Raw genomic sequence first — 13,469 nt, 5'->3', positions numbered from 1 at the left:
CTTCCGACGTGGTTTTGAAGTTCATCCGCGGAGCAATCATATCCGGGTCGCTTGATGAGGGCGAACCGATCAGGCAAGACGACGTCGCCCGCATGTTCAACATCAGCAAGATTCCGGTGCGCGAAGCTTTGAAGCGGCTCGAGGCAGAGGGATTCGTGGCATTTCAGCGAAACAAGGGCGCAATTGTCGCCAGCATGTCGGAACCGGAGATCGTGCAGATTTTCGAGGTCCGAGCGATGCTGGAATCGAACGCAATTCGGCTTTCCCTCCCCCACATGAACGAGAAGACCTTCGATAAGGCGCAAGCAAGTTGCGACTCCTTTGCGAAGGAAACCGACGTCGGCCGCTGGGCGGAACTAAATTGGGAGTTCCATTCCAGTCTTTATCTAGACGCCGGGCGACCATATCTCCTCCGCATGATCCGGTCGGTTAACGATCGCATCGAACGCTATCTGCGAGTTCAGCTGACGATTTCCGGCGGTCATGAGCTTGCGGATCGAGAACATCGCGAAATCCTGGCCGCCTGCCGCGCTGGCGAGACCGAACAGGCCGCAAAGTTGGTCTACGATCATATTATGAACGCCTGTCAATCGCTTCAGAAACACCTTGCGATCGGCAAGGTGCGCGCTGGCTGAGCCACTGGCTTGCTGTCAGTCACGATTGCCGACGGCCTTTGCCCATATTTTGTCAACTAACGGTATCAGGCAGCTTTTCCTCGCGCCGCGCGATCAAATCCTTGAGACCTTCGGCGATGCCGTCGTCGAGCTTCGGCTCCTGGTAGTCGGCGAGCATGTTGCGCGCCCTTTCGCGGCCGCGCGTGTCGTGATCCTTCGCGCCCTCGGCTGTCCATTGTTCGAAGGAATTGAAGTCCATGATGCTCGGCATGAAGAAGGCGCGCTCGAAATGCTCGAGCGTGTGCTGCGTGCCGAGAAAATGCCCTTGCGGACCGACCTCGCGGACCGCCGCCATGGCCTCCTTGAAATCGTCGAAGGGAACGCCGCCGGCATATTTGTACCAACCGACGAGCTGTTCGCAGTCGGTGGCGAATTTCGAATAGCCGCAGGTAAGGCCGGCTTCAAGCCAGCCGGCGGAGTGCCAGATGTAATTGGCGCCGGCGAGGATCGCGGCATGCATAAGCATGTTCGCCTCGTAGCCGGCCTGGGCGTCGTTGAGCTTGGAGCCGACGTGGAAGCCCGAGGTGCGCCACGGCAGTTTGTATTTCCGCGCCAGCGCACCCATCAGATACATCATCTGCGCGGCCTCCGGCGTGCCCCCCATCGGGGCGCCGGTCTTCATGTCGACGGTCACCATGAACTGGCCATAGATCTGCGGCGAGCCGGGACGGATGAGCTGGGTGAAGGCCACACCGGCGAGCGCCTCGGCATTCACCTGCGCGACCGCGCCGACGGCGGAGGCCGAGGTCGAGGCGCCGCAGAGCGCAAACGGTGCCAGGATCAGCGGCTGGTTGTGGCGGGCATAGACCCGCATCGCGTCGAGCATGGTGGCGTCCCACACCAGCGGCGAATTGCAATTGGTGATCGCCACCAGCACCGGATTGTCGCGCACGAACTCCTCGCCGAACACGATCGCAGCCATCGCCATCGTGTCTTCGGCCCGCTCCTTCGACGTCACGATGCCCATGAACGGCTTGTCGGAGTGCTTGAGCGCCGAATGAATGATGTGGAGGTGCCGCTTCGGCACCGGGATCTCCATCGGCTCGCAGATGATCGAGCTCGACGAATGCAGCGTCGGCGCCATGTAGGCGAGCTTGTGGAAATTGTTGAGGTCGTTGAGCGTGCCGTAACGCCGCTTGTTGTCGAGGTCGCGCACATAAGGCGCGCCATACATCGGCACGAAGATCGAGTTCTTGCCGCCGACGCGAACCGTACGCTCGGGGTTGCGCGCATTGAGCGTGAATTCCGGCGGGACCTTCGAGACAAGCTCCATCAGCAGCGCGCGATCGATGCGGACGCGTGTGTCCTTGACGTCGGCACCCGCCGCCTTCCAGAGCGCGATCGCTTCGTCGTCGCGGAACTCGCAGCCAACCTCCTCGAGGATTTTGAGCGACTCCTCGTGGATCAGCTCCACCGCCTCGTCGGGCACGATCTCATAGGCCGGAATCTGGCGAACGAGCGTCGGGAAAGACGCGACCGGCGCGCTTCTCAGCGCCTTGCGCCCAAGGCGGCCGCCGCCGCGACGGTGGGTCGGCTCAGTCAATTCAGCGGCCGGTGCGTTCATGTTGTCTCCTTCATCCCGCCCGACCAAGTTAGCGACACGAAATATGGATGTGACGCTGGAAAATCCTGATCTCTTGTATAAGCTGTGCTTATGCGAAGCCTACGCCACCTCCTGCCCTCGGCCGGCAGCCTCGTCGTCTTCGAGGCGGCAGGCCGGCTGTCGAGCTTCACCGCCGCCGGGCGCGAGCTCGGCATGACCCAGGCGGCCGTATCCTATGCGGTGCGCGGACTGGAGGAACAGCTCGGCGCCAAGCTGTTTCAGCGCCGCCACCGCCAGGTGCTCCTGACCGAGGCCGGCGAGCGCTTCCACGCGGACGTCTCGCTGGGGTTGTCGCATATCCGCAAATCTGCCGAGGACCTTCGCCTGCAGGCGACCGGCGGCCATGTGACCCTTGCCGCCTCGACTGCCTTCGGCTCGTTCTGGATGATGCCGCGCCTGCAGCAGTTCCGCGACCAACTGCCGGGCATCGATCTGCGCATCCAGACCGCCGACCGCGACCTCGACATCATTGCCGAGGGTATTCCGCTCGGCGTGCGCGGCGGTGTGCCGCGCGACTGGCCGGACTATCACTCGCTGTCGCTGTCCGACGAAGAGATCTTCCCCGTCGCGGGACCGAGCTATCTGGCCAAATTCGGCATGCCGAAGACGGTCGAGGAACTGGCCACGCACCGGCTGATCCATCTCGAGGAGCCCTATCGCGAGGCGCCGAACTGGGACGAATGGTTCGCGTCGGCCGGAACCAGCCTGCGCAATGCCGAGCGCGGCCTGCGCATCAACGACTATGCCCTGGTGATCCAGGCGGTGATGGAAGGGCAAGGCATCTCGCTTGGCTGGCGGCATCTGGTCGAGCGGCTGGTCGCATCAGGGCTGCTGGTGCCGGTGACCGACCATGTGATGAGGACCGGCATCGGCTTCCACGTCATCTGGCCGAAGAACCGCGAGCTCAGCGACAACGCGCGCAAGGTCAGGGACTGGGTGGTGGCGCAGGCATGAAGTAGCCCCTCCCCCACACCGTTCGAATCCGCCTATAATCCTCGGATGCCCATTCGCCAGCTTTCCGAAACGATGATCAACCAGATCGCCGCCGGCGAGGTCATCGAGCGTCCCGCAAGCGTGGTGAAGGAGTTGGTCGAGAATGCGCTCGACGCCGGCGCGTCGCGCGTCGAGATCGTCACCGCCGGCGGCGGGCTCTCGCTCATCCGCGTCACCGATGACGGCTCGGGCATTCCCGAGCGCGAACTGGCGCTGGCAGTTGCCCGACACTGCACGTCGAAGCTGTCGGACGATATCCACGACATCCGCTCGCTCGGATTCCGCGGCGAGGCGTTGCCGTCGATCGGCTCGGTGGCCAGGCTTTCGATCCGCTCGCGCACGGCCGCCGGCGACAGCGCGGCCGAGATCAGCATCGAGGGCGGCCGGGTGTCGGCCGTCAAGCCGGCGGCCGCCAACCGCGGCACCACCGTCGAAGTGCGCGACCTGTTCTTCGCCACGCCGGCACGGCTCAAATTCATGAAGGGCGAGCGCGCCGAAAGCTCGGCCACCGGCGACGTGGTGAAGCGCATCGCCATTGCCTTCCCCGCCGTGCGCTTCACGCTTGCCGGATCCGACCGCTCGACGCTGGAGCTGCCGGCGACCGGCGACACGCCGGAGGGCCGGCTCGCCCGCATCGCGCAAGTGATGGGCGCCGACTTTCCCGACAATGCCATTGCCATCGATGCCATGCGCGACGGCGTGCATCTTGCCGGTCATGTCTCGATCCCTTCCTACACCCGCGCCAACGCGCTGCAGCAATATGCCTATGTCAACGGCCGGCCGGTGCGCGACAAGCTGATCGCCGGCGCGATCCGCGGCGCTTTCGCCGACGTGCTGCCGCGCGACCGGCATGCGGTGACCGTGCTGTTCCTTTCGCTCGATCCGGCAACCGTCGACGTCAACGTCCACCCGGCCAAGGCCGATGTGCGCTTCCGCGATCCGGGCCTGGTGCGCGGGTTGATTGTCGGCGCCATCCGCGAGGCGATGGCCGGCGCCGGCATCCGGGCCGCGACCACCGGCGCGGCCGGCATGATGGCGGCTTTCCGGCCCGGCGCGGCGTCCTATTCGCATCCCGGACCGGCCAATGGCCACCGCAGCTATGAGGCCGCTTTTCGCGCCTCCGGCTCCAGCTTCGACCACGGTTCGAATTTGGCGCGCTCGCCGCAGCGGCCGCTCGACATGGGCGAAGCGCGGCCGGCGCGAGGCGGCTTCGCCGAGAACGATCAGGCTGCCTTCGACACCGGGCCGCTGGCAAGCGCCGACGCGCGGGCGGGCATCGCCGAGCCGGCCGAGGCGCTGCTCGGCACGGTGCTGGGCGCGGCGCGCGCTCAGGTGCATGAGAACTATATCGTCGCCCAAACCCGGGACTCGCTGATCATCGTCGACCAGCATGCCGCACATGAGCGGCTGGTCTACGAGGCCTTGAAGAACGCGCTGCACTCTCGCGCCGTGCCTTCGCAGATGCTGCTTTTGCCCGAGATCGTCGACCTTCCGGAAGAGGATGCCGAACGGCTGGCGATGCATTCCGAGACACTGGCCAAATTCGGCCTCGGCCTGGAGCGCTTCGGCCCGGGCGCGGTGGCGGTGCGCGAGACGCCGTCGATGCTCGGCGAAACCAATGTGCAGCAACTGGTGCGTGACCTCGCCGACGAGATCGCCGACAACGACACGGTCGAGACGCTGAAGGAACGGCTGGACAGAATAGCCGCGACCATGGCCTGTCACGGCTCGGTGCGCTCGGGCCGCCTGCTCAAGGCCGAGGAGATGAACGCGCTGCTGCGCCAAATGGAGGCGACTCCCGGCTCCGGCACCTGCAACCATGGCAGGCCGACCTATATTGAGCTGAAACTCGCCGACATTGAAAGATTGTTCGGGCGAAGGTGAGCGCGCCAATTCCCCTCACCCAGCCTCGCTTCACTCCGCTGACTTCTCCCTATGGGGAGAGGAGACCTTCAGCGCCAGCACCAACCCGTTCTCGTGGCCGCGTAGCGGCCGGATGAGGGGCAAGAAAAGGGCCGCTCGAGGCGGCTCTTTCCTTTACTCAAGGCACCGGCCTCAACCCTTTGACTTACCGCTTCAAATTCACCACGATCACACCGCCGAGCGCCAGCGCGCCGCCGAGCATGCCGAGCAGAGTCGGTACTTCGCCGAGCCAGAAGAATCCAATCAGAGCGGAGGTCGGCGAGACCAGATAGAGGAAGTTCGAGGCGCGCGCGGCCGGCAGGCGCGACAGCGCGGTGGCCCAGGCGGCGTAGGCGATCAGGCTGGGCACAATGCCCAGATAGATGACGGCGCCGAGGCCGGCCATGTCGGCGACCGCAGCCTGCGAAAACGCTTCCGCCAGGAAGGGCGACAGGCAGAGCGCGCCGAGCACCATGTTGGAAGCGGCGATCGTCAGCGGATGGTGGCGGGCAAAGAGCGGCTTCTGGACGATGGTGTTGACGGCCGAGCAAAGGGCCGAGCCCAGCACCAGCAGCGCTCCGGTGTTGAAATGCAGGCCATGGCCGTCCGCCACCGCGATGATGCCGATGCCGGCAAACGAGATCACCGTGCCAAGCCAGGCCATGCCGGAAAAGCGCTCGCCGAGCAGCGCCATGGCCATGATGGCCGTGAAGATCGGGCTGACATTGATGATGAAGCCGGCGGCGCCCGCCGAGACGGTGAGCTCGCCGAAATTGAGCATGGCGGTGTAGAGCGCGACGAAGATGGCACCGCCGAAGCCGAAACGCCACAGCTCATCGATCCTCGGCAGCGCCGGACGCTTGACCGCAAGGAAGATCGCTGCCGGCACGGCCGCGATGGCGAAGCGCAGCGCCCCGAGTTCCAGCGGCTGGAAGGCGGCAAGGCCAGCGCGGATCGCCGGGAAGGCAGACGCCCAGCCGACCACCGTCAGCGCCACCGCGATCGCGGCCGTGGTGTCCATGCGCTGTGTCTCATTCAACGTGCCGGTGTACGCGCTCATTGCTGAATCCTCGTCCTTCAGTGTCATGGAGAGAGAAAACGCCATTGCCCGCCGATTGACAAACGAGCAATTCGAGGGTCAGCTGTGAGCATGCTTCACAGCTCTGACCAGCTATTGCCGCTCGAGACTTTGCGCGCCTTCGACGCGGCGGCGCGGACCGGAAGCTTTTCCGCGGCGGCCGAAAGGCTCAACCTCACCCATGGCGCGATCAGCCGTCAGATCGCCAAGCTGGAGGACTGGCTCGGGCTCAAGGTGTTCGAGCGCAACGCGCGCGGCGTGACGCTGACCAATGAGGGCAACCGGCTGCACCTGCGCACCACAGAGGCCTTCGCGCTGATCTCGGTCAATTCCGACCGCTGGGTCGAGCCGCGCGGCACCGCGGTGGTGCGGCTGGCTTCGATCCCTTCGGTCAGCGGCCTTTGGCTGATGCCGCGCATGGCGGCGCTCGAAAACAACCCGACGCGGCTGCGCATCGTGCTCGACGTCGACAACCGCCAGGCCGACCTTGCCGACGAAGGCATCGACCTTTCGGTGCGCTGCGGGCGCGGCCGCATTCCGGGCCGCGTCTCGGTCCAGCTTTTCGAGGAGCACATCTTCCCGATCGCCTCGCCGGAGCTGGCGGAGGAGATCGGGCACGGCGACCCGGACCGGCTGCTCAAATTCCCGCTGATCAACGATTCCGACGCGTCCGCCTGGCGCGCCTGGTTCGCGGCACAGGGGGTCGATTATCGCCCGCGCCCGCAGGACCGGCGTTTCGAGGACTACAATCTGGTGCTCGACGCGGCGGCGCACGGGCTCGGCATCGCGCTGGCGCGGCCGCCGCTGACGGCAGACCAGTTGAAGTCGGGCCGGATTGTTCCCGTTGACGAGCGGGTCGCGCTCAATCCGGTGTCCTACTGGCTCGACCGCCCGGTCGGCCGGCCGCGCGCGGCCGCCGCTGATCTCGCCCGACGCATCGCCGAACAGGCGGGCCTGGCGCCGGAGAAGCTCGAAGCCTTCCTGCAGGACGAGGGCTAGATCGCCCGGATCAGCGAAGCAGCATCAGCACGATCGTGGTCGTCGCAGCCGAGACGACGGCCGTCACGATCGATATCATCCACAGCGGCGTCTGGCCGGGTTCGGATCGCGGGGCATGGCCGGGGCTGCGAACGCCGCCGCGCGGCGGCGCATTGGCGTTGGCCGCTACCAGCACTCCGGACGCAAGCACCGGCGAGAACGAAGAGGGCGCCGCCGCCACGACCCTTGCGGTGCCATCGGCGGCCGGCGGTGGAACCTGGGGCAGCGCCCGCGAAGGCTGATCGGCGTCAGCCGCCGACCTGCCAACCGGAGACTTCGTCGAGGCGCCATCAGTGCCGGCATCGGATTCCAGGACGGCTCTGTAGGCGTTCTCGATCTCGGCCGAGGACAGACGCTGAGTTGGTTGAGCGGCCGGCAACGTGCCGTTCAGTGCCTGCGCGGCCACTTGTGCGGAGGACACGACGGACGGCGCCGGCGGCTGGACGAGCGCCTTGACCAGCGCCGCGGTCGCAGGTTCGGCCTTGGGCGACGGCACCGGCTGCGGCGCCAGCGCCTCTTTCAGCAGCGACGTCACGCTGGCATTGGTGATGTCCATGGCGCTTCCGACAACCATTGTGCCAACCGGCATACTACATGAGCATTGCGCCAAGCTTGACCTTGCCTTCGATTTGTGGCGATTGAACCCCTATGAACCTATGCGCCATTCCATGATGAACCGTTTTGAAGGCCCCGGCGGCAAGGAAGCGCGCATCCGCTATCTCGACGGCGACTTCCAGGTGACGAGCCCCGGCGCGTTCGTGCGCTGCGCGGTGACCGGCGAGAGCATCCCGCTGGACGAGCTCAAATACTGGAGCGTCGCCAGGCAGGAGCCATATGTGAACGCGGCAGCGTCGCTGCGGCGTGAGATCGAGGCGCATCCGGAGCTGCGCAAGCGCGGGTAGAACCTCCTAGGATGAGGACGGTCTCATCTTGCGCTGCCGCCATGCATCCAGCGTCTCATTGATGATGCGCTCCGGCACGTGGTCGATCTCGAACACGGCGTCGATCTCAAGCACGTCGAGCTGCTCCAGGAAGCCGGCGGGTGCGGCGCCGTGGCGAAGCCGCGCGGCATCCTTTGCCGTGGTGACAAGCCGAAGCCCCTCGCGCTTGGCAAGCGCCGCCAGATCGGCAAGCTCGTCCGCGGCGTAGAAATGATGGTCGGGAAAAGCGCGCGACAGCGCGACCTCGCCGCCGGCGCCGCGCAGCGTATCGAAGAATTTTTCCGGATGGCCGATGCCGGCAAAGGCAAGGAAGCGCCCGCCGGCAAAGCGCGCCGGGTTCGCCGGCTCGACATGGGCCAAAAAGATCGGCCGGCCGGCGCGCGCCGCCTGGCGTACCACCGTGTCGGCCGCGCTCCCCTCGCCCATCTTCAGCAAGCCGCCGGTGAACACCAGCTGATCAACGATCTTTGCCCGGAGCGGCCCGCCCGGAATGACGCGGCCATTGCCGATGCCGAAACGCGCATCGACCACGACCAGCGCGTAGTCGATATGGATGCGCGCCGACTGGAAACCGTCATCCATGATCAGCAAGTCGCAGCCATGCTCTGCCATCAGCAGTTTGGCGCCGGCGGCGCGGTTGGCCGTCACCGCGACCGGCGCATGTTCGGCAAGCAGCAGCGGCTCGTCGCCGACATGCTTGGCCGCGTCGTGATGCGCATCGACGACATGCGGCTTGGCGAAGGAACCGCCATGGCCGCGCGACAGGAAGCCGGGCGTGAGCTGCATGCGCTTTGCCTGTTTAGCCAGCGCGATGGCGACCGGCGTCTTGCCGCTGCCGCCAACGGTGAAGTTGCCGACGCACAGCACAGGTGCCGCGACCTTCTCGCGCGGCGCGCGCCGCATGCGGCGCCCAGCCACCATTCCATACATCGCGGACACCGGCGAAAGCGCCAGCACGCGCCAGTCCGGCTTTTCCCACCAGAAGGGCGGCGCTTCGCTGGTCATGGCGCGACTTCCATGGCGCATGACCCTTTCCAAAGATCGGATCCGAATTTTTGGGCCATGCGCTAGCGCCCGTTGGCGCCTTTCAGGCGCGCCTTGACGACCAGCGGCTGGATGTAGGGTTCGAGCGACTTCAGCGTGCGCTGAAGCGCGCCGCGCATCTCGTCGACGGTCGCCGCGCCCGCCGCCATCATCTCGTGGCGCACCGCCTCGTTGGTCAAAAGGAAATTGACGGCGCCGGCCAGCATGTCGCGGTCGCGCACCAGCTTGGCGCCGCCGCGATCGAGCAGGCGCTGATAGGCTTCGCGGAAATTCTGCACGTTGCGGCCGGCCAGCACCGCCGTGTCGAGCATCGCCGGCTCGAGCGGGTTCTGGCCGCCCTCGGAGGTCAGCGAGCGGCCGACGAAGGCGATCTCGGTCAGCCTTAGATAAAGTCCCATCTCGCCGATCGTGTCGCCGAGCAGGATATCGGTGTCGGACGTGATGCGGTCGCCCTTGCTGCGGCGCGCGACTTTCAGCCCCATGCCGGAGATCTGCGCGGCCAGCGCGTCCGCGCGGTCGGGATGGCGGGGCACGACGATGGTCAACAGTCCAGGGTGGCGCTTGTGCAAGGTCGCATGGACTTCCGCCGCGGCGACCTCCTCCCCGTCATGGGTCGAGATCGCCGCCCAGGTCGGGCGCAAGCCGATCTGGCGCTGCAGGATCGCCAGCGCCCGCTCGTCGACCGGCGGCGGGTTGGTGTCCACCTTGAGATTGCCGGAAACGGTCACCGGCCGGGCGCCGAGGACGCGGAACCGCTCGCCGTCGACATCCGACTGGGCAACGACATGGGCAAGATTCTCGAACAGCGCCTCGGCGACGCCGGCGCGCTTCTTCCACGACCGGAAGGAACGGTCCGACAGCCGCCCGTTGACCAGGACCTGCGGCACGTTGCGCGCGCCGAGTTCCAGGATGGTCATCGGCCAGATCTCCGATTCGGCTATGATGGCCAGCTCCGGCAGCCAGTGATCGAGGAAGCGGCTTACCGCGGGCTTGAGGTCGAGCGGCACATATTGGTGGATGATGCGGCTGCCAAGCCGCTCGTCGGCGACCTTGGCCGAGGTCACAGTGCCGGTCGTCAGCACGATGTTGACGCCGTAATCGAGAATGCTTTCGACCAGCGGCACGACGGCGATCGTCTCGCCGACGCTCGCGGCGTGAATCCAGATGACCGGTCCTTCCGGACGCGGACGGCCGGCGACGCCGTAGCGCTCGCGACGGCGAACGCGGTCTTCCTTGCCGCGCGAGGCGCGCCAGGCGACATAGGGTCCGATCAGCGGATAGGCGACGGCCCCGGCGTAACGGTAGGCGGTCAGGGCCGCGCGCGCCCAGCGCTCGCTCATTTGTCGCCGTCCACGAGGCGGTAGGCCTCGGCGGTCGCGGCGTTGAGCGAGGCGGTGACCTCCTGGCGCTTGCGCTCCATCTCGGCGTCGTCGGCGTTGGCCGGCACGAAGACCGGCTGTCCGACAATAACGGCGGAGCGGCCGAACGGCAGGTTGATGGTGGTCTTGTCCCAGCTCTTTTCCAGCACCTTGCGGCGGCTGGTGGCGATCGCCGAGGGCAGGATCGGGCGCCCGGAAAGCCTGGCCAAAAGCACGATGCCCAGCCCCGCGTCGCGCGGCGTGCCATGCGGAATGTCGGCGATCATCGCGACATTCTTGCCGGCTACCAGCGCTTTCTTGAGCGCAATCAAGGCTTTGGCGCCGCCTTTGTCGAGATGCCTCGAACTGTCGCGGCCACCCGAGCCGCGCACCGCCTCGATGCCGAATCTGTTCAGCATCAGCGCGTTGAGCTCGGCGTCGGCACTGCGCGAGACCATGGCGACCAGCGGCCGGCCCTTGGGATAATAAGCCGGCGTCAAGAGATGCTGGCCATGCCACAGCGCGATGATGCCGGGTTCCAGATGCGCATAGGCGCCGCCGGCGACCTGCGTCGACCCTTTCACCAGCGGGCTGGTGATGCGAATCAGCCGCACGAACCAGGCGAACAGGCTGGCGATGAAATTCTTGACGAATCGCGACTGGGCGAGCGGCTCTCGGATGCGGCGCCACAGCGTGCGAGTCCCGCCCCGCCCGGCGGCGCGCCCCGTCGCTCCTTTCACCGCTTCATGCTCCATCGATGTCAACCGGCTGCCTTTGTTTCCGGATCGAGCAACCGGTGCAGGTGAACGACGAAATAGCGCATATGGGCATTGTCGACGCTGGCCTGCGCCTTCGCCTTCCACGCGGCGTGCGCCGATTGATAGTCGGGGTAGATGCCGACGATGTCGAGCGCATCCAGATCACGGAACTCGGTTCCACCCAGCTTTTTCAGCTCGCCGCCGAACACCAGGTGCAAAAGCTGTTTCTTTCCGTCTTCCACGGCCATGCCGATCCTTCGCAGATTCATGAATTTTGTGAAACGTTTAGACCAAAGCCGCCGATTTTGAAACCGTGGGCCGACTCACCCTTGGTCAGCTCCGGCAATGACGCCGGCCAGGACACCCAGCAGTTCGCCGCTGCCGGCGGCGAGCGCGCCATGGTTGATCACCTCGCCGGCATAGCGCGGCGGCTTGCCGGTACGGTCGAGCAAGGCGCCGCCCGCTTCGCGGAGGATAAGGTCGGCGGCGGCGATGTCCCAGTCATGCGCGTTGGGCTTGACGAAGGTCGCGTCGAGCTTGCCGTTGGCGATCATCGCCAGCCGGTAGGCGAGCGAGGGTATGTAAGCGACGCGGCGCATCCGGGCTTGCCAGGAAGCGGGCATGCGCTCGACCAGCGGCTTCGGCCCGCCGATCTCGACGGTATCGCCGAGTTGGCGGACCTGGATGCGCTTGCCGTTGAGGAACGCGCCCTCGCCCGGCAGCGCCCAATAGGTCTCGCGCTTGGCCGGACATTCGAGCACGCCGGCCAGCGAGCGGCCATCCTCGACCACGGCGACGCTGACGCACCAGGAATGCAGGCCATCGAGAAAGCCGCGCGTGCCATCGATAGGGTCGACGACGAAAGTGCGGCGGGCCGACAGCCTGGCATGATCGTCGGCGGTTTCTTCGGACAGCCAGCCATAATTCGGCCGCGCCTTGAGCAGGGTCTCGCGCAGATAGGCGTCGGCCGCATGGTCGGCTTCGCTGACCGGCGAGGTCCCGCCCTTCATCCACACCTGGGGGTTTTGACCGAAATAGCGCATGGCGATGGTGCCCGCCTCCCGGGCGGCGTCGCGCAGCAGAGCAAGGTCTTCGTGCGTCTCGGCTGAGATGACCATGTCAGGCGCCGGCAAGGGTCATCCCCTCGATCAGCAGCGTCGGCGCGGCAGTGCCGAAATTGCGGTCGAGATCGCTCGCCGGCACCATGTTGAGGAACATGGCCTTCAAATTGGAGGCGATCGTCACCTCGGCCACCGGATAGGCAAGCGCGCCGTTCTCGATCCAGAAGCCGGAGGCGCCACGGCTGTATTCGCCGGTCACCATGTCGACGCCCTGGCCGAAGACCTCGGTGACGTAGAAGCCGCGCTGCAGCGAGGCGATCAGCTCCTCCGGCGCGCGATCGCCGGGCTCGATGGCCAGATTGGTCGAGGACGGCGAAACCGAAGAGCCGCTGCGCGAGCCACGGCCGTTGGTGACGAGACCAAGCTCGCGCGCGGCCGAGGTCGACAGGAACCAGTGGTTGAGCACGCCTCTGTCGACCATCAACAGCTTGTCGCCCTCGACGCCTTCGCCGTCGAAGGGCCGCGACGCCTGGCCGCGACGCCGCAGCGGCTCGTCGGTGACGGTGATCGCGCTTGAGGTTACCTGCTTTCCCATCATGTCGCGCAGGAAGCTGGTCTTGCGCGCCACCGCGGCGCCGTTGATGGCGCCGGCGAGATGGCCGGCAATGCCGCGCGCCACACGCGGGTCGAACACGACGTCGACCGGGCCGGTCGCCGCCTTGCGGGCGCCGAGGCGACGCACGGCGCGTTCACCGGCCTTGCGGCCGATCTCCTCCGGCGCGTCGAGATCGGCGAAATGCTGGCGCGAGGAGAATTCATAGTCGCGTTCCATCGCCGTGCCTTGGCCTGCAATGACGCTGGTCGAGCGCGAAAAGCGCGACGCGACATATTGGCCGACAAAGCCATGCGAGGTCGCAAGCACCAGGCCGCCAAGGCCGGCGCTGGCGCTGCTGCCGGAGGAATTGGTGACGCCCTTGACGGCAAGGGCCGCCGCTTCCGCTGCCAGCGCCGGCCTTGGC

At 66.3% G+C, this 13,469-nt stretch carries 14 protein-coding genes; 5 read left to right on the top strand and 9 right to left on the bottom strand.

Annotation, left to right across the window (positions count from 1 at the left end; all coding sequences use genetic code 11):
- On the top strand, positions 1-635 hold a 635-nt coding region (locus tag EOA79_RS22275), incomplete at its 5' end, for a GntR family transcriptional regulator (RefSeq protein ID WP_164893914.1).
- 52 nt (positions 636-687) lie between these two features.
- Here the strand turns inward: EOA79_RS22275 and EOA79_RS22270 are convergent.
- Positions 688-2,238: a trimethylamine methyltransferase family protein gene (locus EOA79_RS22270; RefSeq protein WP_127335415.1), complete on the bottom strand. Its 1,551-nt coding sequence runs from the start codon at positions 2,236-2,238 to the stop codon at positions 688-690.
- A gap of 90 nt (positions 2,239-2,328) precedes the next feature.
- Here EOA79_RS22270 and EOA79_RS22265 point away from each other — a divergent pair, with 90 nt between their 5' ends.
- Both EOA79_RS22265 and mutL read left to right on the top strand, forming a co-directional pair.
- The gene (locus tag EOA79_RS22265; protein ID WP_127335416.1) at positions 2,329-3,231 is read left to right on the top strand and encodes a LysR substrate-binding domain-containing protein; all 903 of its coding nucleotides are present in this window, start codon (positions 2,329-2,331) and stop codon (positions 3,229-3,231) included.
- A 45-nt stretch (positions 3,232-3,276) separates the two neighbouring features.
- Positions 3,277-5,154 carry a DNA mismatch repair endonuclease MutL gene (gene mutL / locus EOA79_RS22260; RefSeq protein ID WP_127335417.1) on the top strand — a complete coding sequence of 626 codons (1,878 nt, stop codon included), beginning with the start codon at positions 3,277-3,279 and terminating at the stop codon, positions 5,152-5,154.
- A gap of 184 nt (positions 5,155-5,338) precedes the next feature.
- Here mutL and EOA79_RS22255 read toward each other — a convergent pair whose 3' ends face one another.
- Positions 5,339-6,232, bottom strand: a complete 894-nt coding sequence (locus tag EOA79_RS22255) for a DMT family transporter (RefSeq protein WP_095801347.1) — start codon at positions 6,230-6,232, stop codon at positions 5,339-5,341.
- 90 nt (positions 6,233-6,322) lie between these two features.
- Here EOA79_RS22255 and EOA79_RS22250 point away from each other — a divergent pair, with 90 nt between their 5' ends.
- Positions 6,323-7,249: a LysR substrate-binding domain-containing protein gene (locus EOA79_RS22250; RefSeq protein ID WP_127335420.1), complete on the top strand. Its 927-nt coding sequence runs from the start codon at positions 6,323-6,325 to the stop codon at positions 7,247-7,249.
- A gap of 10 nt (positions 7,250-7,259) precedes the next feature.
- On the opposite strand, the gene EOA79_RS22245 is transcribed toward EOA79_RS22250, so the two are convergent.
- The gene (locus EOA79_RS22245; RefSeq protein ID WP_127335418.1) at positions 7,260-7,844 is read right to left on the bottom strand and encodes a hypothetical protein; all 585 of its coding nucleotides are present in this window, start codon (positions 7,842-7,844) and stop codon (positions 7,260-7,262) included.
- A gap of 112 nt (positions 7,845-7,956) precedes the next feature.
- Between EOA79_RS22245 and EOA79_RS22240 the strand changes: the two genes are divergently transcribed.
- Positions 7,957-8,190, top strand: coding sequence for a DUF2093 domain-containing protein (locus tag EOA79_RS22240; RefSeq protein WP_067000947.1), 234 nt, complete (start codon positions 7,957-7,959; stop codon positions 8,188-8,190).
- Positions 8,191-8,196: 6 nt separating this feature from the next.
- On the opposite strand, the gene lpxK is transcribed toward EOA79_RS22240, so the two are convergent.
- From lpxK to EOA79_RS22210, 6 genes are all read right to left on the bottom strand, one after another.
- Positions 8,197-9,234, bottom strand: a complete 1,038-nt coding sequence (gene lpxK, locus EOA79_RS22235; protein ID WP_128293275.1) for a tetraacyldisaccharide 4'-kinase — start codon at positions 9,232-9,234, stop codon at positions 8,197-8,199.
- Positions 9,235-9,296: 62 nt separating this feature from the next.
- Positions 9,297-10,613 (bottom strand): lipid IV(A) 3-deoxy-D-manno-octulosonic acid transferase, encoded by a 1,317-nt coding sequence (gene waaA, locus EOA79_RS22230; RefSeq protein WP_095824794.1) that lies wholly within the window; start codon positions 10,611-10,613, stop codon positions 9,297-9,299.
- Positions 10,610-11,386: a lysophospholipid acyltransferase family protein gene (locus EOA79_RS22225; protein ID WP_127217313.1), complete on the bottom strand. Its 777-nt coding sequence runs from the start codon at positions 11,384-11,386 to the stop codon at positions 10,610-10,612. The genes waaA and EOA79_RS22225 overlap by 4 nt, the downstream gene beginning before the upstream one ends.
- Before the next feature lie 5 nt (positions 11,387-11,391).
- Positions 11,392-11,637, bottom strand: coding sequence for a DUF4170 domain-containing protein (locus EOA79_RS22220; RefSeq protein WP_040973997.1), 246 nt, complete (start codon positions 11,635-11,637; stop codon positions 11,392-11,394).
- Positions 11,638-11,712: 75 nt separating this feature from the next.
- Entirely contained in the window at positions 11,713-12,507 is a 795-nt protein-coding gene (locus tag EOA79_RS22215; RefSeq protein WP_128293274.1) for a 3'(2'),5'-bisphosphate nucleotidase CysQ, read from the bottom strand.
- Between the two features lies 1 nt (position 12,508).
- Positions 12,509-13,469 (bottom strand): metallopeptidase TldD-related protein (locus EOA79_RS22210; RefSeq protein WP_128293272.1); only part of this gene is annotated, 961 nt, incomplete at its 5' end.

The organism is Mesorhizobium sp. M1A.F.Ca.IN.020.03.2.1 (assembly GCF_004023205.1).
Lineage (GTDB): Bacteria > Pseudomonadota > Alphaproteobacteria > Rhizobiales > Rhizobiaceae > Mesorhizobium.
Note: the sequence above shows the minus strand (reverse complement) of the source record. Positions and strands in the feature narration are given on the sequence as shown.

What these genes read in the sequence shown, in the direction of transcription:
- EOA79_RS22270 (WP_127335415.1), bottom strand. Translation starts at nt 2,238, where the DNA reads ATGAACGCACCGGCCGCTGAATTGACTGAGCCGACCCACCGTCGCGGC.
- EOA79_RS22265 (WP_127335416.1), top strand. Translation starts at nt 2,329, where the DNA reads ATGCGAAGCCTACGCCACCTCCTGCCCTCGGCCGGCAGCCTCGTCGTC.
- mutL (WP_127335417.1), top strand. Translation starts at nt 3,277, where the DNA reads ATGCCCATTCGCCAGCTTTCCGAAACGATGATCAACCAGATCGCCGCC.
- EOA79_RS22255 (WP_095801347.1), bottom strand. Translation starts at nt 6,232, where the DNA reads ATGAGCGCGTACACCGGCACGTTGAATGAGACACAGCGCATGGACACC.
- EOA79_RS22250 (WP_127335420.1), top strand. Translation starts at nt 6,323, where the DNA reads ATGCTTCACAGCTCTGACCAGCTATTGCCGCTCGAGACTTTGCGCGCC.
- EOA79_RS22245 (WP_127335418.1), bottom strand. Translation starts at nt 7,844, where the DNA reads ATGGACATCACCAATGCCAGCGTGACGTCGCTGCTGAAAGAGGCGCTG.
- EOA79_RS22240 (WP_067000947.1), top strand. Translation starts at nt 7,957, where the DNA reads ATGATGAACCGTTTTGAAGGCCCCGGCGGCAAGGAAGCGCGCATCCGC.
- lpxK (WP_128293275.1), bottom strand. Translation starts at nt 9,234, where the DNA reads ATGACCAGCGAAGCGCCGCCCTTCTGGTGGGAAAAGCCGGACTGGCGC.
- waaA (WP_095824794.1), bottom strand. Translation starts at nt 10,613, where the DNA reads ATGAGCGAGCGCTGGGCGCGCGCGGCCCTGACCGCCTACCGTTACGCC.
- EOA79_RS22225 (WP_127217313.1), bottom strand. Translation starts at nt 11,386, where the DNA reads ATGGAGCATGAAGCGGTGAAAGGAGCGACGGGGCGCGCCGCCGGGCGG.
- EOA79_RS22220 (WP_040973997.1), bottom strand. Translation starts at nt 11,637, where the DNA reads ATGGCCGTGGAAGACGGAAAGAAACAGCTTTTGCACCTGGTGTTCGGC.
- EOA79_RS22215 (WP_128293274.1), bottom strand. Translation starts at nt 12,507, where the DNA reads ATGGTCATCTCAGCCGAGACGCACGAAGACCTTGCTCTGCTGCGCGAC.